The organism is Enterobacter sp. TMH.L2, assembly GCF_050847315.1.
In the GTDB taxonomy this organism is placed as follows: Bacteria; Pseudomonadota; Gammaproteobacteria; order Enterobacterales; family Enterobacteriaceae; genus Cedecea.
Map to the genome: position 1 here is coordinate 1,894,346 of NZ_CP193791.1, position 23,250 is coordinate 1,917,595.

Consider the following 23,250-nt stretch of genomic DNA (forward strand, 5'->3'; position numbering starts at 1 on the left):
ACGTTCGACAAATATTCTTTTTCATACTCCCCGAAAGGGGGGTACAGGATAGTCCTCGGTGATGATGGATTATTCCAGATACAGGACGGGTGGGGAGTTAATAAACCAATCCCAGTGACGTCAGGCGGTACCGGTGCAACCGATGCGGGACACGCACGCATGAACCTTGGTCTGGGTGATGGCAATTTAGTGACTCATGGAGGACTACGGCTCGATACAAAAGCCAGTGCAGTGCAAAATGGCGGTGTTTTTGAGTCCCGCAGGCTGACCGATGACGGTACTGCTATTGTGTCGATGGCACGCATGTATCATGAAGTGCAAAGTGAAGCGGCAAAAGCGACAATCCACGTAACAAATGGCCGGGAAAAGCATAGATATTTTCAATTTGATGAGAATGGGCTTTTTTCCGGGGTTGATAATATCAATGTTGCAAAACAAATTTCATTCCCTGAATTAAATGATGTAGCGAGACTGGCTTTTGGTGGCGTAGTAGCAGGGGCTTCTGGGGCGATGTCGACCGCTAGAGTTCAGGGTGGGTCGTGGGGTAACTGGCGTAGCATGGGCGCCGGAACAATCATACAGTCGGAGGTAACAGGCGGGGCTTCAACTGTATGGAAATCGGTCGAATGGGGCCGGGATTGGGGCTCTTGCATGAGCACCGTTATTGCAGCGGATAATAACCACGCGACGGCTCTCATTGTGGGTGGCTTCCAGTCAACGTTCTATGCAAACGGCACGGCCCAGGGTAACTGGGTAAGTGCGTCTGACCTGCGTTTAAAAGCCAATCTCAAACGCATAGAAACCCCGCTGGAAAAACTGTCATCCCTGGTCGGTTATACCTATCTCAAGCGCGGAAATTTGGTAGAAGATGAGCACTCCTATTATTCAGAGGAGGCGGGTTTAATCGCACAGGACGTTAACGAGGTGCTGCCCGAGTGCGTGTATGAGTACGGTGAAGAAAAGATGCTTGGCGTTAACTACAATGGCGTGGTCGCGCTACTTGTTAATGGCTTCAATGAACTAGCCGAGACCGTGAAGCGGCAGGGGACCCGGATAGAAGAACTCGAAGCACTGTTAGCGAAAAAATAAATTCTCCCTCCTGCCAGACCCTTAGCCGATCGTGCCTCTTCTACTGTTGATTCCTAAAAATTCCAAAATATACTGTATGTATAAACAGTATTTATTGGGGTGAAATATGCCACGTCGTGATGATATTGAAGGAGCATTTTGGAAGGCTTTGAGGATAGAGGAAAACGGCCGGCGCACGGTCACTACTGCTGACTTTGTGAAAGAGTTGAACAAAGTGAACTGGCGGTGGAGCCTGAAACAAGCGAACGACTGGATTGAGAGCTCTGTTAGCACCTTCAAAGACGTATCGACAGAAGAGGGTGAAGCCAGGACATTTATGGTTTACAACCCTAACGGAGGACTTTGATCATGGGTTTTCCATCGCCAGCTCAGGACTATGTAGAGAGCCGAATTTCTCTCGACCGTCAACTGATCAGCAGGCCAGCTGCTACATACTTCATGCGCGCATCGGAAGCATGCCTGCGCGCCGGGATTATCAAAGGGGCTCTGCTGGTTGTCGACACGGCGGCCACGCAGTGTGACGGATCGATTCTGGCCTGCGCAATTGACGGGGAATTTCGTTTGCGCCGGCTGCGGCTCCACCCGCACAAATATCTTGAGCGGCTAGACACTGGCGCCCGGGAAAATCATGGATCAGATGATGAGCCTTTGGACGTGTTTGGCGTTGTGACGTACATCATCAACGATGCCCGACTGGAGGAATTTGACGACAACCCATGCATGTAATTCGTCGGCAGTAATTCCCCCATTTCTCCCCAACAGTTCCCCACGTAAAACTCAGGGACAAAAAAACATCCGTAAGAGGCTGGTTTTAAATGATTGTTAATCGTAAAGCCAGCGACCCGCTTTGGCTGATTCAATCATCATACCGATCGTAAATAGCTCAGGATTGTGTCGATCTGATTTCAGGCGCTCGGGTAAAATACAGTTGGGCAGGAAAGGTAAAACTGTCTGAGGAAAATATCTGCGCCAATGAATATTGCTGCAATCAACGTTAAATTTGGCGGAATATTTATCCATCATATCCAGTATATCCTCTGGTACAGTTTGGTGCTTCCCGGTGCTAAGCGATGAGGATACTTCAATGCTGCTATCACCCAGCTCTGTTTTAACAAACTGCAAAACTGCCCTTTCAAGTTCAATCATATCTTGTCTCCTGGGCGAACAATCAGGTTGTAACGCTGAATACTTCTTTTGGCGATAATCATTACATCATATGCAGTGATCGCAACTCCTACCCAAGGGATCCAGCGTCCTATAAGTCCACCCAAGCTTGTTGTTTTTGCCCAACCCCCGCCAACTAATGTTTTCCATGTTGGAGAACGCCAGCGGGAATTAAGTCGATAAGAAATCATTCGTCGGAGATAGAGGGATAAAAAACTGGTTCCCGGCGTTGCGGTAAGCGGCTTTCCGGGAACATGAATGACATTCAATCCACCAAGAATAAAGGCAAATGCAACAATATCGATCCCACCGAGCTGCTTCTCTGCTTCATCTACTGTGATCCAAAAAGCCAATTCCCCGCAAGGCAGATTGTGCATCCCTTTAAAGTAATATCCCTTTATCTGTTCGATAGTATCCATACGTTCAATATCCTAAATGATTATCGTCTCAGTAAGGACATTAATCATAGAAACTGTGGACTTCAACAACCAAGCGCAGTTTCGGAAAGTGGCTTGCTCCCGCTGAATTGTATCATTGACACGATGCTCGTTTCCCTCGTCTGGCTACCGCCATAATCGCCTTTCCTGAACTCTCATACTCAGGAAGAGACAGTACCCGCCATTTACCATTCCAGAACCCAAGAACACAGCAACGATCGCCAGTGGTACCTTTAATCGCAAAGGTACGCATATCAGCAGACGGTACCGGGAGCTTTTCGCCTGGTCGCGGAAAGTAAATCCTGACGCCAGATATGATCATGTTGTCCATGCCAGTTACTCGCTAACAAGCCAGAACTCAGCTTCATCGAACATCTCTTCGACCAGACGACTCAGCTTCTCTTTCTCATTTTTCGTGCAGTCACTGTTAACAGAGCTGGATTCCATCGGTTTAACGCGCACGTCAGCTTCGGAAAAGACGCGATGCACACGCCTCGTCAGCTCAGCCAGGATGATTTCTTTTGCGCCGGGTAAACCCTCTACATTGCGTTTGTCATAGACGAGTTCAACGAACATTTTTAGCCCCTTAAATACTGTATGTGTATACAGTATTTACAGGGTGGGTAACAGTCAACACCATTCTGCAAATCATTTGCTATTCGTTGATTTTACTATGAATTTTATTGACTGATTTTATCTATTTTTATCATGCCTATTTAGATATATTTAATTATAAAACAGCAGGTTGCATTTGAAATCACAACCTATATCTGCGTCATTAATATTGCCCTAGGCCATGAATATGAACTAGGAATATCAAGCAAGTCACACAAACCAGCCGTAAGAGGCTGGTTTTCAATGTTTATTTGGTCGGCACGAGAGGATTTGAACCTCCGCCCCCCGACACCCCATGAAGGTGATCAAACTTCTGATGCAAGGTTTTAGGGAACAGCTCGGTGTAGACCTGCCACAAAGTATTTAGAGAACGGTGTCCGGTGACCTGGGCAACTTCCTCAATGCTGAACCCTGCCTCAAATAGCCGACTTGCTCCTTCGCGCCGGAGATCGTGATAGCGCAAATCCTCAATTCCCAGCTCATCCCGCACCTGCCTGTATGTCTGCGTAACACTCCGCTCTCGGAAAGGAAAAATTCTCTCATCATTTCGTGGCTGCTTCTGAATCAAATTCCATGCCTCGCCCAGAAGCGGCACCAGCATATGGTTGCCGAATTTTTTACGGGGATCCTTCCTGTCTCGCACAAGCACAGCTTTTTGCGTCTCGTCTATATCATCCCATCGAATCCTGCAAAGCTCTCCTATGCGCGCACAAGTAAGAACCGAAAGAAGATAAATTTCGTGGAATGGGGCGCCGCTGTAGGAAGTTTTCGCCTTTTCTTCCAGCCCGACCAAGATACTCTGAAATTCCTCGCGCGTTGGCCGCCGATTGCGCCGCTGTGAAGGGCCAATGATACGCAGCTGATTGAGCCAGTTCTTTGCCTCTTCTAATTCATTGAGGTTAACCTCAATACCGAACAGTGGCTTTGCAGCGTTTAATACTGAAGCGATGAATGAGATGTCGTTAGAGATAGTTTTAGGGCTGCGGCCAAGGCTCTTGCGATACATGCAGTGTTCAATGAGGGCTTTTGACGTGATGCTCTTTAGCTCCACTGTTGCAACATCACTCTTGAGAATTTGCTCGAGCGTTTCACGTTTTGAGCGCTGCATCAGCACCTCGGGGTGTTCAAGGTATTTTGTGATCGCATCGCCCAGGGTGACAACTTCTTTGCTTGAGGCTGAACTATCGGGTATGCCATTCTCTTCAATGTATGCAACCCGTTTGGCACCCCATGCTTTTGCCAAGCTCTGCTTAGTGAATGTCTCGCTTTCCCTGTGAAGATATTTCCCCCCGGCCTTAACGCCGACGGTGCAGCGGTAGCGGGGGGTGCCATCCCGCCGCAGCCTTTTTTCGATAGTGTAATAAGCCATTATTCATTGCCTTCTTGGGGGGCTGTGTGGGGTGCTGATAGTGAAAAAATACCCCAGGACGAACTAAAAAGCACCATAATAATACTGGTTATGCAAACAGTATTATTTTTCAACTTCTTGAATTGATGATATTTAATGGCTAAGGCGAAATCCATATCCCCGGCGTATTGCTGGGGCTTTTTTTATTTGTAACCAGCGATGCGTCGCGTAACCTTTCCTTCACTTTTTGTACACATTGTTTAACTTCGTTTGCCAGTCACTTACGTTACAAAACACCCTGGGGTGAATAATCCTCTCCGACAACTATCTATGTTAGAGGGAATTAAAAATGAAAAAAATAACTGCAACTGTCATCCTGGCTCTGTCATCCGTCTTTGCATCTGCCGCTTTTGCCGCACCGCTGCCCGAAGTGCTTAACAGCAGCCCGGCAGGACAGGAGCAAATTGGCGTCGTGTCCATTCGTGGCGTATCCGGCAGCACCGATGATGCCATCAACCGACTGCAGGTAAAGGCCGAGAAAATCGGCGGCAGCAAAATTAACATTACTGGCCTGGGCACGCCGGGCGACTCCAGCCTGTGGAGTGGCACCGCACAGGTTTATCGCTAAGCGATGGCGAAGATAAAAAACCCGGCAATCAGCGCCGGGTTTTTTGTTTGTGGATTATGGCTTGCGGGCCACCAGAACGGCACGAAGCGGGGCGGGGTAACCTTCAATGGTTTTGCCACTGTCATTTGGGTCGAGGAAATCGCCCAGCGATTCGGTGATCATCCACGACGTGCGGCGCTGTTCTTCCTGCGTGGTGACGCAGTGGTCGACAATTTTTACGTCGACAAAACCGCATTTCTCCAGCCAGTTTTTCAATGCCAGCGCGGACGGGATGTAGTAAACGTTGCGCATCTGAGCATAGCGCTCGCCCGGCACTAATACCGTATTTTCATCGCCTTCCACCACCAGCGTTTCCAGCACCAGTTCGCCTTCTTTGACCAGCTGATTCTTCAGCTGCCAGAGGTGATCCAGCGGCGAGCGCCGATGGTAAAGCACGCCCATCGAGAACACGGTATCAAAGGCGTTCAGCTCTGGAAGTTGCTCAATACCAAGCGGCAGAACGTGGGCGCGCTGATCGTTCCCAAGCAGCTTGCGCACCGCCTCAAACTGGCAAATAAACAGCTGCATCGGGTCAATGCCAACCGCCAGCTGCGCGCCTGCGCCAATCATGCGCCACAGGTGATAGCCGCTGCCGCAGCCCACGTCGAGAATGGTCCGCCCGGCAAGCGGCGAAATGTGCGGCAAGACGCGATCCCATTTAAGATCTGAGCGCCATTCGGTGTCGATATCTACGCCATACAGCGAGTAGGGCCCTTTGCGCCAGGGCATCAGGTTGCGGAGCAGCTTTTCAATGCCAAGCTGCTGGCCTTCGCTCAGCGGCATGGCGGACTCAGTGGTGACGCTGTGCAGGAGGTCCAGACGATGAGGCGTCATCACCGGCAGATAGTTCACCGTGTTGTACCAGTGCTTGAACTGGCCGTGCAGGGATTCACGCTGCCAGCTGGCAATTTGCGCGGGCAGGGTTTCCAGCCACGGGGCCAGGTGGTTTTTTGCAATCAGCTGATAAAAATTACCGAAATCAATCACGCGACTTCTCCGGACTTGACGGCTACCAGAGAGCCAAAGTTAAAGCACTGGAACCACAGTTCGGCGTGCTCAAAGCCCGCCTGTTTGAGGCGTTTTTTATGGGTTTCGACCGAGTCGGTCAGCATCACGTTTTCCAGCATGCTGCGCTTCTGGCTAATTTCCAGTTCGCTGTAGCCGTTGGCGCGCTTAAAGTCGTGGTGCATGTTAAACAGCAGCTCGCCAACTTCGGCATCTTCAAAGCTGAATTTCTCCGAAAGCACCAGTGCACCGCCCGGCCTCAGGCCCTGCCAGATTTTATTCAGCAACAGTTGACGGTCGTCGGGCTCGAGGAATTGTAGCGTGAAGTTCAGCACCACCATCGACGCATTTTCGATGGCGATATGGCGAATATCGCCTTCGATGACTTCGACGGGCGTTTGCGCTTTAAAGGCGTCAAGATGGCGGCGGCAGCGTTCGACCATGGCCGGGGAGTTGTCGACGGCAATGATTTTGCAGCTATCGTGATGAATGTTGCGTCGTACCGATAATGTTGCCGCGCCCAAAGAGCAGCCAAGGTCGTAAACCTGGCTGTGGGGCTGCACGAAGCGCTCCGCCAGCATGCCAATCATGGAGATGATATTGGAGTAACCTGGCACCGAGCGCTGGATCATATCGGGGAAGACTTCGGCTACCCGTTCATCAAAGGTCCAGTCGCCCAGTTTGGCTATCGGGGCGGAAAACAGCGTATCGCGGTCAGACATAACGTTAAATCCGGAAATTCGAAAGGGGCGTATTTTGCGTTAATGGAGCGAGAAAACCAACTCCCACGGCATATACCATAAGTTGGCCAGCACCATTAGCATCAGCGCGCACCAGGTGGCACTCATGCCGGAACGGCGCCAGCGGATCAGGCGATGATGGTATCCGTAGTAGTGCAGCAGGCGTCCGGCCAGCAGCATAATACCGCAAATATGCACCATCCAGGTTTCGGCGCCGTCCATCTCCATCAGCAGTAAAAGCAGCAGGGAAATGGGAATATATTCCACCGCATTACCGTGAATACGGATGGCGCTTTGGAGTTCACTAAAGCCGCCGTCGCCGTAGGAGACCCGGTACTGCATTCGCAGGCGAACAACGTCGAACGAAAACTTAATTAACAGCAGAGCAGCCAGCACCGCATACAGCGCGCTTACCATATTAACTCCATGTCGTAACAGTTACGGCTCACGCTATGATAGCTCGCAAGCGGAGTGCTGTCGCTAGCGCTCAGAAAAGTGTGGCCTGTTGCGGGATGGCGGGTGGAGCCCCTAATTCAGGAAAAACGTGCTGCAGCGCTGGCCACAGGGTATGAACCAGCTCCGGCGCCTGGGCAATGTCCGGGGTGTGGAGAAAAAGGTATGGCGTTGTTTTTGCCGTCCATTCAGGCAACTTTTTTAACCAGACATCAAACAGCTCGGCATTTTGCGTCATGTTGTCGCTGCCGATAAATCGCACCAGAGGATGGCTGGCCGTGACAATGGCATGCACCGGAACTTTGGGCTTTTTACGTTGGGCTTCCCGCACCGCCTCGTTGTGCGGCACGGCGCTGTGAATCGGGCGGCTGTCGAGAATGGCTCGATTCACTTTCCTGTCATGCAGGCCGCGATTCAATGCCTGTTCATCCGCACCTTTGTCGAAAAAGGCCGGGTGCCGGACTTCAACGCCATAGGTGAACTCCGCGGGCAATGCATCCAGAAAATGCCACAGCGCCGGGAGGTCGCCAGGCCCGAAAGTGGCCGGCAATTGAAGCCAGTATTGGCCTATTCTGCCCGCTAGCGGCGACATGCGGTCGAAAAACTCGGCGGTGAGGTCGCCGCAGTTGCGAAGGGCGGCGGTATGGGAAATGGTGGCGGGAAATTTAAAACAGAAGCGAAAACTGTCGCCCGTCATTTCCCGCCAGCGCTGTACGATTTCCGCTTTTGGCAGAGCGTACAGCGTGGTGTTGCCTTCCACACAGTTGAAGTGGCGGGCATAATCTTCCAGCGAAGTGATGCCCAGCCGGTTCCATTTCGGGTGCTGCCACTGGGGAAGGCCGATATAAATCATAGCGAAGCAATTATCTCGTCGGTGCTGCGAATGCGGGAGATACGCGGGAAGATGAACTTCAGGCTGTGATTATGCTGCTCGGCGCTGGCGGCGCTGCAGGCATCCTCAGCCAGAACCAACGAGAACCCCATTTCCCAGGCGTTACGTGCGGTGGACTCGACGCCAATATTGGTCGAAATACCGCAAAGGACGAGGGTATCGATGCCGCGGCGGCGCAGCTGTAGCTCGAGGTCTGTGCCGTAAAACGCTCCCCACTGGCGTTTGGTGACTTCAATGTCACTGTCTTTTTTACCGAGCGCGGCCGGGTAGCTCCACCAGTTTTCAGGCAGGGCATGGCCCGGAGGTGCGGCATCAACAGGTTGTTTCAGGGCTTCTGCGTAATCGGCTGACCAGCCCACGCGCACCATCACCACCGGCGAACCGCTGGCGCGGAATTTCTCGGCCAGGCGCGCGGCACGAGCCACGATGTCGCTGGCGCTGTGGGGGCCACCGGCAAACGGTAAAATGCCGTCCTGCAGGTCAATCACCACCAGGGCAGTACGAGATGCGTTGAGTTGTGTCATTGTGACTCCGGTTAACATTGGGGTTAAGGGTCAATACCTTACGCTGGAAGCCAGGTTGCTGAGTTTACAAATTTTGTTAATTTTTGTGAGAATCTGCAATACCGGCGCTGCGATTCGCGCCAGTCGGCGGTTTCGGGGTTATCGCCAGCCATTATTTCCAGTATAATAGCCCCCTTTTTTCATCCAGTTGTGACAGTCGAAATAGCTGCCACCAAAGCGCCTGCCGTCGCAGGTGGCGGGTCGCGTGCAGCTGATTAAGGGATATCTCATGCGTACAGTATATTGCGGGCAGCTCAATCAATCCCATGTGGGACAGCAAGTAACGCTTAGTGGGTGGGTCAATCGTCGCCGTGACCTCGGTAGCCTTATCTTTATTGATATGCGCGATCGTGAGGGCATCGTGCAGGTGTTTTTCGACCCGGACCGTCAGGAAGCGTTCCAGCTCGCCTCTGAACTGCGTAATGAGTTCTGTATTCAGGTTGTTGGCACCGTGCGTGCTCGCGACGAGCGCAACGTTAATAAAGATATGGCGACCGGCGAAGTGGAAGTGTTTGCCACCGAACTGACCATCATTAACCGCTCTGACGTGCTGCCGCTGGACTCCAACCACGTTAATACCGAAGAAGCGCGCCTGAAGTACCGTTACCTGGATCTCCGTCGTCCAGAAATGGCTCAGCGCCTGAAAACTCGCGCAAAAATTACCAGCTTCGTGCGCCGCTTTATGGACGACCACGGTTTCCTCGATATTGAAACCCCAATGCTGACCAAAGCTACGCCAGAAGGTGCACGTGACTATCTGGTGCCTTCCCGCGTCCATAAAGGTAAATTCTACGCGCTGCCGCAGTCTCCTCAGCTGTTCAAACAGCTGCTGATGATGTCCGGCTTTGACCGCTACTATCAGATCGTGAAATGTTTCCGCGACGAAGACCTGCGCGCCGACCGTCAGCCAGAATTTACCCAGATCGACGTTGAAACGTCCTTCATGACCGCGCCACAGGTGCGTGAAGTGATGGAAGACCTGGTGCGCAAACTGTGGATCAACACCATTAACGTTGACCTGGGCGACTTCCCGGTGATGACTTTCGCCGAAGCTGAGCGCCGCTACGGCTCCGACAAGCCGGACCTGCGTAATCCGCTGGAGCTGGTGGATGTGGCTGACCTGGTCAAAGACGTAGAGTTTAAGGTCTTCTCCGGCCCGGCAAACGACGCCAAAGGCCGCGTTGCCGCACTGCGTGTGCCGGGTGGCGCACAGATCAGCCGTAAACAGATTGACGACTACGGCAAGTTCATCGAAATTTACGGCGCTCGCGGCCTGGCGTACATCAAGGTTAACGAACGTGCGAAAGGCATCGAAGGGATCACCAGCCCGGTCGCCAAGTTCCTGAACGCGGATATCGTGGAAGCTATCCTGGCTCGTACCGGCGCAGCCGACGGCGACATGATCTTCTTCGGCGCGGACAGCAAGAAAGTGGTTGCCGACGCGCTGGGCGCACTGCGTCTGAAAATCGGTAAAGATTTGCAGTTAACCGATGAGAAAAAATGGGCGCCGCTGTGGGTGGTTGACTTCCCAATGTTTGAAGACAACGGCGAAGGCGGCCTGACCGCGATGCACCACCCGTTCACCGCGCCAAAAGACATGACGCCGGAACAACTGGCTGCTCAGCCGGAAACCGCGATTGCCAACGCCTACGATATGGTTATCAACGGCTACGAAGTGGGCGGTGGATCCGTGCGTATTCACAACGGCCAGATGCAGCAGACCGTGTTCGGCATTCTGGGCATTAACGAGCAGGAACAGCGCGAGAAATTCGGCTTCCTGCTGGACGCGCTGAAGTACGGTACGCCGCCTCATGCGGGCCTGGCGTTTGGTCTGGATCGCCTGACCATGCTGCTGACCGGCACCGACAACATCCGTGACGTTATCGCCTTCCCGAAAACCACGGCTGCCGCCTGTCTGATGACCGAAGCGCCAAGCTTCGCTAACCCGGCTTCGCTTGCCGAGCTGGGGATTGAAGTCATCAAAAAGGCAGAGAAAAACTGATGCCTTATAAGCGTCCCGTTTCGGTTCTGGTGGTCATTTACGCAGAAGATACGAAGCGGGTGCTGATGTTACAGCGGCGCGACGATCCTGATTTTTGGCAGTCGGTCACCGGCAGCCTTGAAGAAGGGGAAAGCGCGCTGCATGCCGCCCGGCGTGAAGTAAAGGAAGAGGTCGCTATCGACGTGCTCAATGAGCCGCTGCCGTTAGTTGACTGCCAGCGCCGGGTGGAGTTTGAGATATTTACTCATTTGCGTCATCGCTACGCGCCGGGGATCACGCGCAATACGGAATCGTGGTTCTGTCTTGCGCTGCCTCATGAACGCCAGATTACGATTACCGAACATCTGGCCTGGAAATGGGTGCCCGCCGAAGAGGCGGCCCTGATGACCAAGTCATGGAGCAACCGGCAGGCGATTGAAGAGTTTGTAATTGATGCCGCCTGATACAGGCGCTTTTGGAGATTGTTATGGCAGGTCATAGTAAGTGGGCCAACACGAAACACCGCAAAGCGGCACAGGATGCCAAGCGCGGTAAGATTTTCACCAAAATTATTCGCGAGCTGGTAACGGCTGCCCGTCTGGGCGGCGGTGATGCAGGGTCTAACCCGCGTCTGCGCGCAGCTATCGATAAAGCGCTGTCGAACAACATGACGCGCGACACCCTGAACCGTGCGATTGCACGCGGCGTGGGCGGCGATGATGATGCGAACATGGAAACCATCATTTATGAAGGTTACGGCCCTGGCGGCTCTGCCGTGATGGTGGAATGCCTGAGCGACAACCGTAACCGTACCGTTGCCGAAGTGCGTCACGCGTTCAACAAATGCGGCGGGAATCTGGGCACCGACGGCTCCGTTGCTTATTTGTTCACCAAGAAAGGGGTTATCTCCTTCGAAGCAGGTGACGAAGATCAGATTATGGAAGCTGCGCTGGAAGCGGGTGCTGAAGACGTCGTGACCTTCGACGATGGCGCTATCGACGTTTACACCGCATGGGAAGAGATGGGCGCGGTGAAAGATGCGCTGGAAGCAGCGGGCCTGAAGGCGGACAACGCAGAAGTTTCCATGATCCCTTCCACCAAAGCAGACATGGATGCGGACACCGCGCCTAAGCTGATGCGTCTGATCGACATGCTGGAAGATTGTGACGACGTGCAGGAGGTTTACCACAACGGTGAGATCTCCGACGAGGTGGCGGCTACCCTTTAATGGCGCAGCCAATATCTGACCTGTACTCAGGAGACGCGTGATGGCGATTATTCTCGGCATCGACCCGGGATCGCGCGTCACCGGTTACGGCGTTATCCGCCAGACCGGGCGGCAGTTGACCTATCTGGGCAGCGGCTGTATCCGAACGCAGGTTGCCGACTTGCCCTCGCGTCTGAAGCTTATCTACGCGGGGGTGAGCGAAATCATTACTCAGTTCCAGCCCGAGTATTTTGCCATCGAGCAGGTGTTTATGGCGAAAAATGCGGATTCCGCGCTTAAGCTGGGGCAGGCGCGCGGCGCGGCCATTGTCGCAGCGGTGAATGCTGACCTGCCGGTGTTTGAGTACGCGGCACGTCAGGTAAAGCAAACCGTGGTGGGCATAGGCAGCGCGGAGAAAAGCCAGGTGCAGCACATGGTGCGCACGCTGCTTAAGCTCCCGGCCAACCCGCAGGCGGATGCGGCGGATGCGTTGGCTATCGCCATTACGCATTGCCATGTGACACAAAACTCGGTCCAGATGAGCGAATCGCGGCTTAATTTGGCGCGAGGGCGATTAAAATAATTAAGGCTGGATATCTATCCAGCCTTTTTTATATCATAGCGTTACTTTTTCGCGCATCAACGTAAATACGCAGGAGCACATTGTGATAGGTCGACTCAGAGGCATCGTTCTGGAAAAGCAGCCCCCATTGGTATTGCTGGAAACCAACGGCGTGGGTTACGAAGTGTATATGCCGATGACCTGCTTCTATGAGCTGCCGGACATTGGCAAAGAGGCGGTGGTGTTCACTCAGTTCGTGGTGCGTGAAGACGCTCAGCTGCTTTACGGGTTTAACAATAAGCAGGAACGGACGCTGTTCCGTGAGCTGATTAAAGTGAACGGCGTGGGGCCAAAACTGGCGCTGGCTATTCTCTCCGGGATGTCGGCTCAGCAGTTCGTGAATGCCGTCGAGCGCGAAGAAATTGGCTCCCTTATCAAGCTGCCGGGCGTGGGTAAGAAAACCGCCGAGCGCCTGATTGTGGAGATGAAAGACCGCTTCAAAGGTATGCATGGCGACCTGTTTACCCCTGCAGCCGATCTGGTGCTAACCTCGCCGGATAACGGCCAGGCAGACGATGCCGAGCAGGAAGCCGTTGCTGCCCTCGTTTCTCTGGGCTATAAACCACAGGAAGCCAGCCGCATGGTCAGCAAAGTGGGCCGTGCCGGTGCCGACAGCGAAACCCTGATCCGCGAAGCGCTCCGCGCGGCGCTATGAGGTAGAGGATGATTGAAGCAGACCGCCTGGTATCCCCAGGAAATATCACCCAGGACGAGTTAATCGATCGTGCCATTCGCCCGAAGCTGCTCGAAGAGTATGTCGGGCAACCGCACGTGCGCTCGCAGATGGAAATCTTCATTCAGGCGGCCAAGCTGCGCGGCGATGCGCTCGATCATCTGCTGATTTTTGGCCCACCGGGGCTGGGGAAAACCACCCTGGCTAACATCGTGGCCAACGAAATGGGCGTGAATTTGCGAACCACCTCCGGCCCGGTGCTGGAGAAAGCTGGCGATCTGGCGGCAATGCTAACCAATCTTGAGCCTCACGACGTACTGTTTATCGATGAGATCCACCGCCTTTCCCCGGTGGTGGAAGAGGTGCTGTATCCGGCGATGGAAGACTATCAGCTGGATATCATGATTGGCGAAGGCCCGGCTGCACGTTCGATTAAAATCGATCTCCCGCCGTTCACCCTGATTGGCGCGACCACCCGCGCGGGCTCCCTGACTTCGCCCCTGCGCGACCGTTTCGGCATTGTGCAGCGCCTGGAGTTTTATCAGGTGGCCGACCTGCAGCATATTGTCGGGCGTAGCGCTAGCGTGCTTGGGCTGGAGATGAGCGATGATGGTGCTCTGGAAGTTGCCCGCCGCGCTCGCGGTACGCCGCGTATTGCCAACCGCTTACTTCGCCGCGTTCGCGACTTTGCCGAAGTAAAGCATGACGGGGCGATTACTGCCGAAGTAGCAGCGCAGGCGCTGGACATGCTGAATGTGGATAGCGAAGGATTTGATTACATGGACCGCAAGCTGTTGCTGGCGGTGATCGACAAGTTCCTCGGTGGCCCGGTTGGGCTGGATAACCTTGCCGCCGCTATCGGCGAAGAGCGAGAAACCATTGAGGACGTGCTGGAGCCGTTCCTGATTCAGCAGGGCTTTCTGCAGCGAACGCCGCGCGGGCGTATTGCCACGCCGCGGGCCTGGACGCACTTTGGGATTGTCCCTCCGGCTCAGCCGTGAATATTACGCAATAAAAAAGGCGCCTCATGGCGCCTTTTTCGTGTCTACGTGAGGTTTAAGCCGGCTGCTTTTTAGCCATGCTAAGAATAAACAGCGCGGCGGCGGCCAGCACTACGGATGGACCTGCCGGAGTATCGTAAAGTGCCGAGAAAGCCAGCCCACCGGTGACGGCAATCATACCAATGAGAACCGCAAAGCCCGCCATTTGTTCAGGCGTTCGGGCGAAGCGTCGTGCGGTTGCGGCCGGTATAATCAGCAGTGAGGTAATGATGAGCGCCCCGACGAATTTCATTGCAACACCGATGGTGAGGGCGGTCACCAGCATCAACAGCATTTTCACTCGCTGAAGATTGACGCCGTCCACGTGGGCAAGGTCCGGGCTGATGGTCATCGCCAGCAGGCTACGCCACTGCCAGGCCAGTACGCCAAGCACCACGGCCACGCCAGCGGCAATGGAGATAATGTCCGACGGCGTGACTGACAGTAAATCGCCGAAAAGGTAAGCCATGAGATCGACGCGGACGTTAGACATCAGGCTGACCACCACCAGACCGAGCGACAGGGCGCTGTGCGCCATAATACCCAGCAGAGTATCAATGGCGAGGTGAGGGCGTTTCTCCAGCCAGACCAGGCCAATAGCAAGTAACAACGTCACTGCGATAACGGCATAAAAAGGGTTCACATTGAGCAGCAGACCAAACGCGACGCCCAGCAATGAGGCGTGAGCCAGCGTATCGCCAAAATAAGACATCCGACGCCAGACCACAAAAGAGCCCAGCGGCCCTGCCGCACAGGCGAGCAAAATCCCGGCCAGCCAGCCGGGCAACAACAATTCAAGCATTACTGTCCATTCCCTCTGCGCAGAACGATGCGACCCTGCAGATCGTGACGGTGGTTATGATGGTGGCGATAAATGCCCAGTTGTTCGGCACCGATGGGCCCAAACATCGAGATAAACTCAGGATGGGTGGAGACGACTTCTGGCGTACCGGAGCAGCAAATATGGTGGTTCAGGCACAGTACCTCATCGGTTTTGGCCATGACGAGGTGCAGATCATGAGAAACCATCAGCACCGCGCAGTTCAGCTCATGGCGAAGCTGGTCAATCAGATTATAAAGCGCGAGCTGGCCGTTGACGTCCACGCCCTGGGTGGGTTCATCCAGTACCAGCAGGTGAGGCTCATTCAACAACGCTCGCGCCAGCAGAACGCGTTGGTTTTCACCGCCAGAGAGCTTCTGCATTGGCGCATCTATCAAATGAGCAGCCTGCACGCGTTTAAGTGCCGGGAGAATGTCGGCTTTTTTCACTCCCGGACGCAGGCGCAGGAAACGACTAACCGTGAGCGGCAGCGTGGCGTCCAAATGAAGTTTTTGCGGCACGTAGCCAATGCGCAGATGCTGGTCGCGCTTGATGACACCCTGATCGGGTGTGACCAGCCCAAGCACGACACGCACTAAGGTGGATTTACCGGCACCGTTAGGCCCCAGCAACGTAAGAATACGGCCGGGCTTTAGCGCAAGTGAGATATCAGCCAGCACGCGTCGCTGGCCAAAAGAGACCGAGATATTTTCCAGTTCAACCAAATTTGTCATGACAATTTCAGGGGTTGCATAAGTTAGCGGATGTTATAATATCACAATTATTCTGATTTCCACGATGATAAGTTGCATTATGTTACATAAAAAGACACTTCTTTTCGCTGCATTTTCCGCTGCCCTCTGGGGCTCTGCCGTCACCAACACCAACGCCGCCGTTGTGGCGTCCATCAAGCCTCTGGGCTTTATCGCTTCAGCCATTGCCGACGGGGTGACTGGCACAGAAGTATTACTGCCTGATGGCGCCTCTGAGCACGACTATGCACTTCGTCCGTCCGATGTAAAACGCTTACAGGGCGCGGACTTAGTTGTATGGGTTGGGCCAGAAATGGAAGCTTTCATGCAGAAGTCTGTGCGTCAGCTTCCCGAGCAAAAACAGCTTGAGCTGGCGGCGCTTGCCGGCGTGAAACCGCTGCTCATGAAAGGCGGTGACGACGACGACCATGAGCACGGCGATGAACATGGCCATGGCGCAAAGAGTGACGCAGATCACCATCACGGTGAATACAACTTGCACATTTGGCTCTCCCCAGAAGTAGCGCGGCTGTCGGCGGTTGCAATCCACGATAAATTAGTGGAACTTATGCCCGAAAATCGAGCCAAACTTGACGCCAACCTGAAAGATTTCGAGTCAGGCTTAGCCGACGCCGATAAACAGGTGGGTTCCGTGCTGGCACCGCTGAAAGGAAAAGGGTATTTCGTTTTTCATGACGCCTATGGCTACTTTGAAAAACAGTACGGTTTAACGCCGCTTGGCCACTTTACCGTTAACCCTGAAATACAGCCTGGTGCGCAGCGTTTACATGAAATCAGAACACAGTTGGTTGAGCATAAAGCGGTTTGCGTTTTTGCTGAGCCACAATTCAGGCCAGCGGTAATTAACGCCGTTGCCAGAGGCACTAACGTTCGCTCCGGCACCTTAGATCCTCTGGGAATTGAAGTCGCATTGGGTAAAAACAGCTATATGCAGTTTATGACCGGACTTGCGAACCAGTATGCGAGCTGCCTGAAAGGAGATTAACGAGGAAGTGAATACGTGCAACAGATAGCCCGCTCTGTCGCCATGGCATTTGACAATTTATCACGGCCCCATCGCGTTATGCTGGGGTCGCTTACGGTTCTCACTCTGGCGGTCGCGGTATGGCGACCGTCAATTTACCATCCGCAGTCCAGTCCGATAATCAAGACCATCGAACTTCAAAAAAGCGAAATACATTCGCTGCTGCCGGAAGCCAGCGAACCCCTCGACCAGTCCCCGGACGCTGAAGATGACACCCTGCCTCAGGATGAGCTGGATGATAAAACCTCCGGCGAAGCGGGCGTTCATGAATATGTCGTCTCCACAGGCGATACGCTAAGCAGCATTCTGAATCAGTACGGCATCGATATGGGCGACATCAGCCAGCTCGCTTCCGCTGATAAAGACCTGCGAAACATGAAAATTGGTCAGCAGCTTTCCTGGACGCTTAACGCAGACGGCGATTTGCAGCGTCTGACCTGGGAAATGTCGCGCCGCGAAACGCGCACTTACGATCGCACTGATAACGGTTTCAAAATGAGCAGCGAAACCCAGCAGGGCGATTGGGTTAACAGCGTGCTGAAGGGCACGGTGGGGGCAAGTTTTGTTTCCAGCGCACGTGATGCCGGTTTGACTAGCGCAGAAATCAGTTCTGTTATCAAAGCCATGCAGTGGCAGATGGACTTCCGCAAGCTGAAGAAGGGCGATGAATTCTCCGTGTTGATGTCCCGCGAAATGCTGGACGGCAAGCGTGAGCAGAGCCAACTGGTCGGCGTGCGCCTGCGCAGTGACGGAAAAGATTATTACGCTATCCGTGCGGAAGACGGCAAGTTTTACGATCGCAACGGGTCGGGCCTGGCCAAAGGCTTTATGCGTTTCCCAACCGTGAAGCAGTTCCGCGTTTCCTCTAACTTCAACCCTCGTCGTCTTAACCCGGTGACCGGCCGCGTCGCGCCGCACAAAGGCGTTGATTTTGCGATGCCACAGGGAACACCTGTACTGGCTGTCGGGGATGGTGAAGTGGTAATGGCGAAGCGCAGCGGGGCCGCAGGTTACTTTGTGGCTATCCGCCATGGCCGGACTTATACCACCCGTTACATGCACCTTAAGAAGCTGCTGGTGAAACCTGGCCAGAAAGTGAAGCGCGGTGACCGTATTGCACTGTCTGGCAATACCGGGCGTTCTACCGGCCCGCATCTGCATTACGAAGTGTGGATCAACCAGCAGGCGGTTAACCCGCTGACGGCCAAACTGCCGCGTTCTGAGGGCCTGACCGGCTCCGATCGCAGTGATTACCTGGCGCAGGTTAAAGACGTACTGCCGCAGCTGCGTATCGACTGATTTTTCCCTTCGACGAAAAGCCGGTTCTTGTAACCGGCTTTTTCTTTTGTCTGCTGGCCGCAGCCCCGCTAAAATAACGATAAATTTGTCTCGCCAGACTGCTGGCGAACTACTGAGAGCCGCATGGAAAAAGCAAAAAAAAACCACAGTGAGTTTATCCCTGAATTTCAAAAAGCCTTTTTGCACCCGCGTTACTGGGGCGCATGGCTTGGCGTTGGCGCTTTTGTCGGGCTGGCGCTTCTTCCTCCGGGACTCCGGGATCCTTTGCTGGGGAAAATTGGGCGCTTAGCGGGGCGCCTGGGCAAAAGCGCCAGACGCCGGGCACAAATTAACCTGCTTTACTGCTTCCCGGATTTACCGGAAGCCGAGCGTGAATCCATCATCGATCGCATGTTCGCCACGGCGCCGCAGGCGATGGTGCTAATGGCGGAATTGGGGCTGCGTGACCCGAAGAAGGTCATGGCTCGAGTGGACTGGCACGGCAAAGAGATAGTGGACGAGATCCGGGCGAAAGGGGAGAACGTGATTTTCCTCGTGCCGCACGGCTGGGCCGTCGATATTCCGGCTATGCTGATGGCTTCTGAAGGCCAGAAAATGGCGGCGATGTTCCACAACCAGGGCAACCAGCTGTTTGACTATGTCTGGAATACGGTGCGCCGTCGCTTTGGCGGCCGGATGCATGCCCGCAACGACGGGATCAAACCGTTTATCAGTTCCGTTCGCCAGGGCTATTGGGGTTACTATCTTCCCGATCAGGATCATGGCCCAGAACACAGCGAATTTGTCGATTTCTTTGCGACCTACAAAGCAACTCTCCCGGCCATTGGGCGCCTGATGAAAGTGTGCCGTGCCCGCGTGATCCCGCTGTTCCCGGTTTATAACAGCGACACTCACCGGCTGGATATTTTTATCCGCCCGCCGATGGATGATCTGCTCGACGCCGATGACCATACCATCGCCCGCCGGATGAACGAAGAGGTGGAATTGCTGGTGGGCCCGCATCCGGAGCAATATACCTGGATCCTCAAGCTCCTGAAGACCCGTAAAGAGGGCGAGATAGAGCCTTACTGCCGGGATGAGCTGTACCCGAAAAAGAAAAAATAGCGCATATTGCGTAATGGAAAACCGCGCCACTGTCTTTCACGGGCGCGGTTTTTTTCACCCTTTCACCAGCACCGGATCTTTGTTCCACAGCGCCGGGAAGAGCTGTTTAAGCTGTTCGACTTTCGGGATGTCGTTGATCGCGATGTAAGGGTAGCTTGGGTTGTCGTGCAGGAAATTCTGGTGATATTTCTCTGCCGGGTAGAACTGCGCATGTTCTTCAATCGTGGTGACCAGCGGCGCACTAAACCTATGGCTGGCGTTGAGCTGCGTGATATACGCTTTGGCCACCTTCGCCTGTGATTCGCTGAGCGGAAAAACGGTAGAACGGTATTGCGTTCCGTAATCCGGCCCCTGGCGGTTTAACTCCGTGGGGTTGTGCGCGACGGAAAAGAAGACCTGTAATAGCTGACCATAAGTCACTTTGGCTGGATCAAAGATAACCTGCACGGATTCGGCGTGCCCGGTCATCCCCATGCTGACCGTCTCATAATTCGCCGTCCGTGCTTTACCGCCCGTATAGCCAGATATTGCGCTGGTCACGCCTTTAACATGCTGAAAGACGCCCTGAACGCCCCAGAAGCACCCCCCGGCAAAGACGGCGGTTTCAAGATGTTGGCCCGTGGGCGACTCATCCTGCAGTGGTGCAGGGATCGCCACCGCACGTTCGGGTTCGGACCAGGCCGTATTCTGAAAGACAAGTGCAGCAACGATAAGTGCAGGCGCGCTGAACAACGCTACCCGGCGTTTGGTGGATGAAAAGAGTGTCGGTTTCATCGTAATGCTCCCCGGTTAACCGAACGTGAAGGCATAGGCGTTCACGCCCGGATCTTCAAATTCAATACTGAACGTGTGTTCGCCGCTGCCGCTCGACTGGCGAATCAGCTGGTAAAGGCGCTGTTCCGTCACCGTGCCGCTGCCGTCCGGGGCAACATCTGAACCGTGAACGCTGCCGGGCGCCTGGTCGTCGATTGTGACTTTAAAACGCACCGGCTTGCCTGCTGTGCCAGGGCCGAGAACGAGGTGCAGATCGCGAGCATGAAACTGGTAAACAATGCGGCCATTCGGGCGATTAAGCGTGATGTTCTCCCCGCCGATGGTCCAGTTACCTTCGAGTCCCCAGCTGTCCAGCGGCAGTGCGGAAGGCTTTTTGTAGTCTGCCGGTTTATCTCCGGTGACTTCGCCAGAGGCAAAGTTCTGCGCCCGCATATAGCCGAGGTAGGTTTCTGGAGAGATGTCATTCTGGCCGCTGGCCGCCTGCTCTACGCCGCTGGCAGAAACGATGCTGATGCCGCTGTTAACATTTTTAGCGCCTGCCTGGCGCAGCAGCTCCTGAATAACGCGTTCAGATTGCGCATAGTCGCCTTCGCCAAAGTGCTCGTAGCGAATATGGCCGCTGGCATCAATAAAGTAATGTGCTGGCCAGTACTGGTTATTGAACGCCCGCCAGATACTGTAATCGTTATCAATGGCGATGGGATAAGTGACGCCCAGTTTCTTCGCTTCTTTGGTCACGTTATTGACGTCACGCTCAAAAGCGAACTCCGGCGCGTGGACGCCAATCACCACCAGGCCCTGGTCGCGGTATTTTTCGGCCCAGGCTTTCACATACGGTAAAGAACGCAGGCAGTTAATGCAGGAGTAAGTCCAGAAATCGACGAGGACGACTTTGCCTTTCAGCGATTCAGCAGTCAGTGGTGGCGAGTTTAGCCACTGCGTCGCACCGCTCAACGAAGGCATCACGCCAGCATCGGTCAACGTTGGAATGGTGTCGTCATCTGACGTTTTCACCACGGAGGCGGGCGTGGGGGCATTGGCCGTGGTGCTGTCCGGGGAGAGGCGTTTCACCAGCGCTTGTTCGATGCCGCTGGTTGACGCTGTAGAAAGTCGGGCCAGGACGCCGGTATCTAAGCCAAAAGAAATGGCGACGACGCCCAATAACATCCCTGCGCCCAGAATTCGACGGATCCATTCCCCTACGCCCAGAGAGCGTTTCATGGCGCTGAATACTTTGCCACCGATCAAAAGCGCCAGCGCCAGCGAGGTGGCCGCACCTGCGGCATAAGACAACAGCAACAGCGTAGAGCCTACATTTGCCCCCTGCAGGGCCGCACCGGTCAACACCAGTCCCAGAATGGGACCTGCGCAAGGCGCCCAAAGCAGCCCGGTTGCAATACCTAGTAAAAATGAAGCGCCTGGACCCGCTGGCTGGCCCGGAGCCACGCGGTTAGACAGCGAGTTACCCGCGTTAACCAGAGGGTGCATGACGCGCTCAGCCAGGCGAGGGAATAGCAGCGTGATACCAAACACTGCCATCAACACTAATGCCACGCCGCGGCCATATTGGTTGGCCGCGACGACCCAGCCACCGCCGACGGCTGCCAGAGTTGCGAATAACGTGAACGTTATCGCCATGCCCGCCAGAAGCGGCAGCCCTGTGCGGACAAACGGCTGGTCGGATCGTGCAAAAACAAACGGCAGTACCGGCAGGATACAAGGGCTGGCGATGGTTAACAGGCCGCCCAGATAAGCAAGAATAATGACCAGCATCATGATGTTCCTGTATCAGAGTGAGAACGGAGAGCCGGGCGGAAAGACGGGGCTCCTCATGTATTTATGCCTGCACTTTATAAAAAGAATACTTACTAAATCCTCCTCAAGAGTTAACAATTTCGTGATAACTCTCGAGACGGTGGGAGGGCAAGAGCCTGTTCGCGCGAAACGGCCTGGGGCGGAGGGGTCAGGGTTGTGGGCGGTGGCGCAGGGCGAGAAGAAACACCGGCACGCCGATCAGCGCCGTGATGACGCCGGGAGGCAGCTCCCGCGGAGCAAATAGCGTGCGCGCCAGCGTGTCGGAAGCCAGCGTCAGCAGCGCGCCAAAGAACACGCTGGCGGGTAAAACCCACTGGTGGCGATGGCCGAACATCAGCTTTGCCAGGTGTGGAACGGTCAGACCGACAAAGCCAATCGCCCCACAAAAGGCGACCATCGTGGCGGTTAATACCGTCATGGAGAGGTAGAGCCACATTTGCAGCGCGGCTACGTTAACGCCCAGCCCCTGAGCGGCAACGTTACCCAGCGCCATGACGTTTAGCGTCGGGGACAGTGCCAGACAAAATGTGCCGATAACAAACAGCGCGCCGCTGCAAATCGCGACCTGCTGCCAGGTGGCCTGACCAAACGCGCCAAGCAGCCAGAAGGTAAAGCCACGTGAGGTGGTGGCGTCCGTTTGCCAGAAAACAATCAGCGAGGTGAAGGCGCTCAGTAACTGCCCCACGGCCACGCCCGATAGCATAAATCGCGCTGGCTGTGTCACGGCCCGGCCAGCCATTAGCACAACCAGAGCGAATGCGGTCAGCGCCCCGATAAACGCGCCGGAGGGCATGGCTATGAGCAGCGGCTGGACGCCGAGCGCAATAATGAGCACGGCGCCCAGACCGGCGCCGGAAGAGATGCCGAGCAGCCACGGGTCAGCCAGCGGGTTACGGGTTAATGTCTGTAGCACGGCGCCAGCCAGCGCCAGCCCACCGCCGCAGGCCATCGCCAGCAGCGCCCTGGGCAGTCGCAGCGACCAGACGATTTTCTGATACAGGGCCAGCACGGGATCCTCTGCGGGACGCGGATTCAGGAGCTGAATCACTTCGCTTAAGGATAATGTGACTGCCCCGTAGCGCAGGCTATAAATCAATCCCAGCAAAGTGACGATGGCACACAGCAGCAGGCGCAGCGGCTTCACG

At 54.6% G+C, this 23,250-nt stretch carries 27 protein-coding genes; 13 read left to right on the forward strand and 14 right to left on the reverse strand.

Features of this window, described 5'->3' with window-relative positions; genetic code table 11:
• Positions 1–159: 159 nt before the first annotated feature.
• The 3 genes from ACREYP_RS09190 to ACREYP_RS09200 all read left to right on the forward strand — a co-directional run bounded on the left by ACREYP_RS09190 (position 160) and on the right by ACREYP_RS09200 (position 1,815).
• Positions 160–1,089: a tail fiber domain-containing protein gene (locus tag ACREYP_RS09190; protein ID WP_085938896.1), complete on the forward strand. Its 930-nt coding sequence runs from the start codon at positions 160–162 to the stop codon at positions 1,087–1,089.
• A 106-nt stretch (positions 1,090–1,195) separates the two neighbouring features.
• Positions 1,196–1,435, forward strand: a complete 240-nt coding sequence (locus ACREYP_RS09195; protein WP_008456760.1) for a hypothetical protein — start codon at positions 1,196–1,198, stop codon at positions 1,433–1,435.
• A gap of 2 nt (positions 1,436–1,437) precedes the next feature.
• The gene (locus ACREYP_RS09200; protein ID WP_498881314.1) at positions 1,438–1,815 is read left to right on the forward strand and encodes a S24/S26 family peptidase; all 378 of its coding nucleotides are present in this window, start codon (positions 1,438–1,440) and stop codon (positions 1,813–1,815) included.
• Between the two features lie 96 nt (positions 1,816–1,911).
• Here the strand turns inward: ACREYP_RS09200 and ACREYP_RS09205 are convergent, their stop codons facing one another.
• The 4 genes from ACREYP_RS09205 to ACREYP_RS09220 form a co-directional block, all read right to left on the reverse strand.
• The gene (locus ACREYP_RS09205; RefSeq protein ID WP_008456755.1) at positions 1,912–2,235 is read right to left on the reverse strand and encodes a DUF1493 family protein; all 324 of its coding nucleotides are present in this window, start codon (positions 2,233–2,235) and stop codon (positions 1,912–1,914) included.
• Positions 2,232–2,672, reverse strand: a complete 441-nt coding sequence (locus ACREYP_RS09210; protein ID WP_166991789.1) for an STM2901 family protein — start codon at positions 2,670–2,672, stop codon at positions 2,232–2,234. The genes ACREYP_RS09205 and ACREYP_RS09210 overlap by 4 nt, the downstream gene beginning before the upstream one ends.
• 354 nt (positions 2,673–3,026) lie before the next feature.
• Positions 3,027–3,266, reverse strand: a complete 240-nt coding sequence (locus tag ACREYP_RS09215; RefSeq protein ID WP_498881315.1) for a DinI-like family protein — start codon at positions 3,264–3,266, stop codon at positions 3,027–3,029.
• Positions 3,267–3,552: 286 nt separating this feature from the next.
• Complete coding sequence (locus ACREYP_RS09220) at positions 3,553–4,674, reverse strand: tyrosine-type recombinase/integrase (RefSeq protein ID WP_498881316.1); 1,122 nt, start codon at positions 4,672–4,674, stop codon at positions 3,553–3,555.
• 328 nt (positions 4,675–5,002) lie between these two features.
• Between ACREYP_RS09220 and ACREYP_RS09225 the strand changes: the two genes are divergently transcribed.
• Entirely contained in the window at positions 5,003–5,281 is a 279-nt protein-coding gene (locus ACREYP_RS09225; RefSeq protein ID WP_008453915.1) for a YdgH/BhsA/McbA family protein, read from the forward strand.
• 54 nt (positions 5,282–5,335) lie between these two features.
• Here ACREYP_RS09225 and cmoB read toward each other — a convergent pair whose 3' ends face one another.
• The 5 genes from cmoB to ACREYP_RS09250 all read right to left on the reverse strand — a co-directional run bounded on the left by cmoB (position 5,336) and on the right by ACREYP_RS09250 (position 8,934).
• Positions 5,336–6,307, reverse strand: coding sequence for a tRNA 5-methoxyuridine(34)/uridine 5-oxyacetic acid(34) synthase CmoB (gene cmoB / locus ACREYP_RS09230; protein WP_336818060.1), 972 nt, complete (start codon positions 6,305–6,307; stop codon positions 5,336–5,338).
• Positions 6,304–7,047 carry a carboxy-S-adenosyl-L-methionine synthase CmoA gene (cmoA, locus tag ACREYP_RS09235; RefSeq protein ID WP_336818061.1) on the reverse strand — a complete coding sequence of 248 codons (744 nt, stop codon included), beginning with the start codon at positions 7,045–7,047 and terminating at the stop codon, positions 6,304–6,306. The genes cmoB and cmoA overlap by 4 nt, the downstream gene beginning before the upstream one ends.
• Before the next feature lie 39 nt (positions 7,048–7,086).
• Complete coding sequence (locus tag ACREYP_RS09240; protein WP_008453920.1) at positions 7,087–7,482, reverse strand: MAPEG family protein; 396 nt, start codon at positions 7,480–7,482, stop codon at positions 7,087–7,089.
• Between the two features lie 70 nt (positions 7,483–7,552).
• Positions 7,553–8,371 (reverse strand): DUF72 domain-containing protein, encoded by an 819-nt coding sequence (locus ACREYP_RS09245; protein WP_166991798.1) that lies wholly within the window; start codon positions 8,369–8,371, stop codon positions 7,553–7,555.
• Positions 8,368–8,934 (reverse strand): hydrolase, encoded by a 567-nt coding sequence (locus tag ACREYP_RS09250; RefSeq protein WP_336818062.1) that lies wholly within the window; start codon positions 8,932–8,934, stop codon positions 8,368–8,370. Before ACREYP_RS09250 ends, ACREYP_RS09245 begins: the two co-directional genes overlap by 4 nt.
• Positions 8,935–9,202: 268 nt before the next feature.
• On the opposite strand from ACREYP_RS09250, the gene aspS reads away from it, so the two are divergent.
• The 6 genes from aspS (at position 9,203) to ruvB (ending at position 14,457) form a co-directional block, all read left to right on the forward strand.
• Positions 9,203–10,975 (forward strand): aspartate--tRNA ligase, encoded by a 1,773-nt coding sequence (aspS, locus tag ACREYP_RS09255; RefSeq protein ID WP_008453927.1) that lies wholly within the window; start codon positions 9,203–9,205, stop codon positions 10,973–10,975.
• A complete protein-coding gene (gene nudB / locus ACREYP_RS09260) occupies positions 10,975–11,418 on the forward strand; it encodes a dihydroneopterin triphosphate diphosphatase (RefSeq protein WP_008453929.1) in 444 nt (147 codons plus the stop codon). The genes aspS and nudB overlap by 1 nt, the downstream gene beginning before the upstream one ends.
• A gap of 23 nt (positions 11,419–11,441) precedes the next feature.
• Positions 11,442–12,182 carry a YebC/PmpR family DNA-binding transcriptional regulator gene (locus ACREYP_RS09265; protein WP_008453931.1) on the forward strand — a complete coding sequence of 247 codons (741 nt, stop codon included), beginning with the start codon at positions 11,442–11,444 and terminating at the stop codon, positions 12,180–12,182.
• A 40-nt stretch (positions 12,183–12,222) separates the two neighbouring features.
• Positions 12,223–12,744: a crossover junction endodeoxyribonuclease RuvC gene (gene ruvC, locus ACREYP_RS09270; RefSeq protein WP_008453933.1), complete on the forward strand. Its 522-nt coding sequence runs from the start codon at positions 12,223–12,225 to the stop codon at positions 12,742–12,744.
• Between the two features lie 82 nt (positions 12,745–12,826).
• Positions 12,827–13,438, forward strand: a complete 612-nt coding sequence (ruvA, locus tag ACREYP_RS09275) for a Holliday junction branch migration protein RuvA (protein ID WP_008453936.1) — start codon at positions 12,827–12,829, stop codon at positions 13,436–13,438.
• An 8-nt stretch (positions 13,439–13,446) separates the two neighbouring features.
• Entirely contained in the window at positions 13,447–14,457 is a 1,011-nt protein-coding gene (ruvB, locus tag ACREYP_RS09280; RefSeq protein WP_008453938.1) for a Holliday junction branch migration DNA helicase RuvB, read from the forward strand.
• Positions 14,458–14,512: 55 nt separating this feature from the next.
• Here ruvB and znuB read toward each other — a convergent pair whose 3' ends face one another.
• Both znuB and znuC read right to left on the reverse strand, forming a co-directional pair.
• Positions 14,513–15,298 carry a zinc ABC transporter permease subunit ZnuB gene (znuB, locus tag ACREYP_RS09285; RefSeq protein WP_008453940.1) on the reverse strand — a complete coding sequence of 262 codons (786 nt, stop codon included), beginning with the start codon at positions 15,296–15,298 and terminating at the stop codon, positions 14,513–14,515.
• Positions 15,298–16,050 (reverse strand): zinc ABC transporter ATP-binding protein ZnuC, encoded by a 753-nt coding sequence (znuC, locus tag ACREYP_RS09290; RefSeq protein ID WP_008453942.1) that lies wholly within the window; start codon positions 16,048–16,050, stop codon positions 15,298–15,300. The genes znuB and znuC overlap by 1 nt, the downstream gene beginning before the upstream one ends.
• A 79-nt stretch (positions 16,051–16,129) precedes the next feature.
• Between znuC and znuA the strand changes: the two genes are divergently transcribed.
• From znuA to lpxM, 3 genes are all read left to right on the forward strand, one after another.
• On the forward strand, positions 16,130–17,074 hold the full coding sequence (znuA, locus tag ACREYP_RS09295; protein WP_008453945.1) for a zinc ABC transporter substrate-binding protein ZnuA: 945 nt from the start codon (positions 16,130–16,132) through the stop codon (positions 17,072–17,074).
• A 15-nt stretch (positions 17,075–17,089) separates the two neighbouring features.
• The gene (gene mepM, locus ACREYP_RS09300) at positions 17,090–18,412 is read left to right on the forward strand and encodes a murein DD-endopeptidase MepM (RefSeq protein ID WP_008453947.1); all 1,323 of its coding nucleotides are present in this window, start codon (positions 17,090–17,092) and stop codon (positions 18,410–18,412) included.
• Between the two features lie 123 nt (positions 18,413–18,535).
• Positions 18,536–19,516 carry a lauroyl-Kdo(2)-lipid IV(A) myristoyltransferase gene (lpxM, locus tag ACREYP_RS09305; RefSeq protein ID WP_008453949.1) on the forward strand — a complete coding sequence of 327 codons (981 nt, stop codon included), beginning with the start codon at positions 18,536–18,538 and terminating at the stop codon, positions 19,514–19,516.
• Positions 19,517–19,570: 54 nt separating this feature from the next.
• Here lpxM and msrA read toward each other — a convergent pair whose 3' ends face one another.
• From msrA to ACREYP_RS09320, 3 genes are all read right to left on the reverse strand, one after another.
• Positions 19,571–20,290 carry a peptide-methionine (S)-S-oxide reductase MsrA gene (gene msrA / locus ACREYP_RS09310; RefSeq protein ID WP_336818063.1) on the reverse strand — a complete coding sequence of 240 codons (720 nt, stop codon included), beginning with the start codon at positions 20,288–20,290 and terminating at the stop codon, positions 19,571–19,573.
• Between the two features lie 15 nt (positions 20,291–20,305).
• Positions 20,306–22,066, reverse strand: a complete 1,761-nt coding sequence (locus tag ACREYP_RS09315) for a cytochrome c biogenesis protein DipZ (RefSeq protein ID WP_498881317.1) — start codon at positions 22,064–22,066, stop codon at positions 20,306–20,308.
• 187 nt (positions 22,067–22,253) lie between these two features.
• Entirely contained in the window at positions 22,254–23,249 is a 996-nt protein-coding gene (locus ACREYP_RS09320) for a FecCD family ABC transporter permease (RefSeq protein WP_008453954.1), read from the reverse strand.
• Position 23,250: the final 1 nt, after the last annotated feature.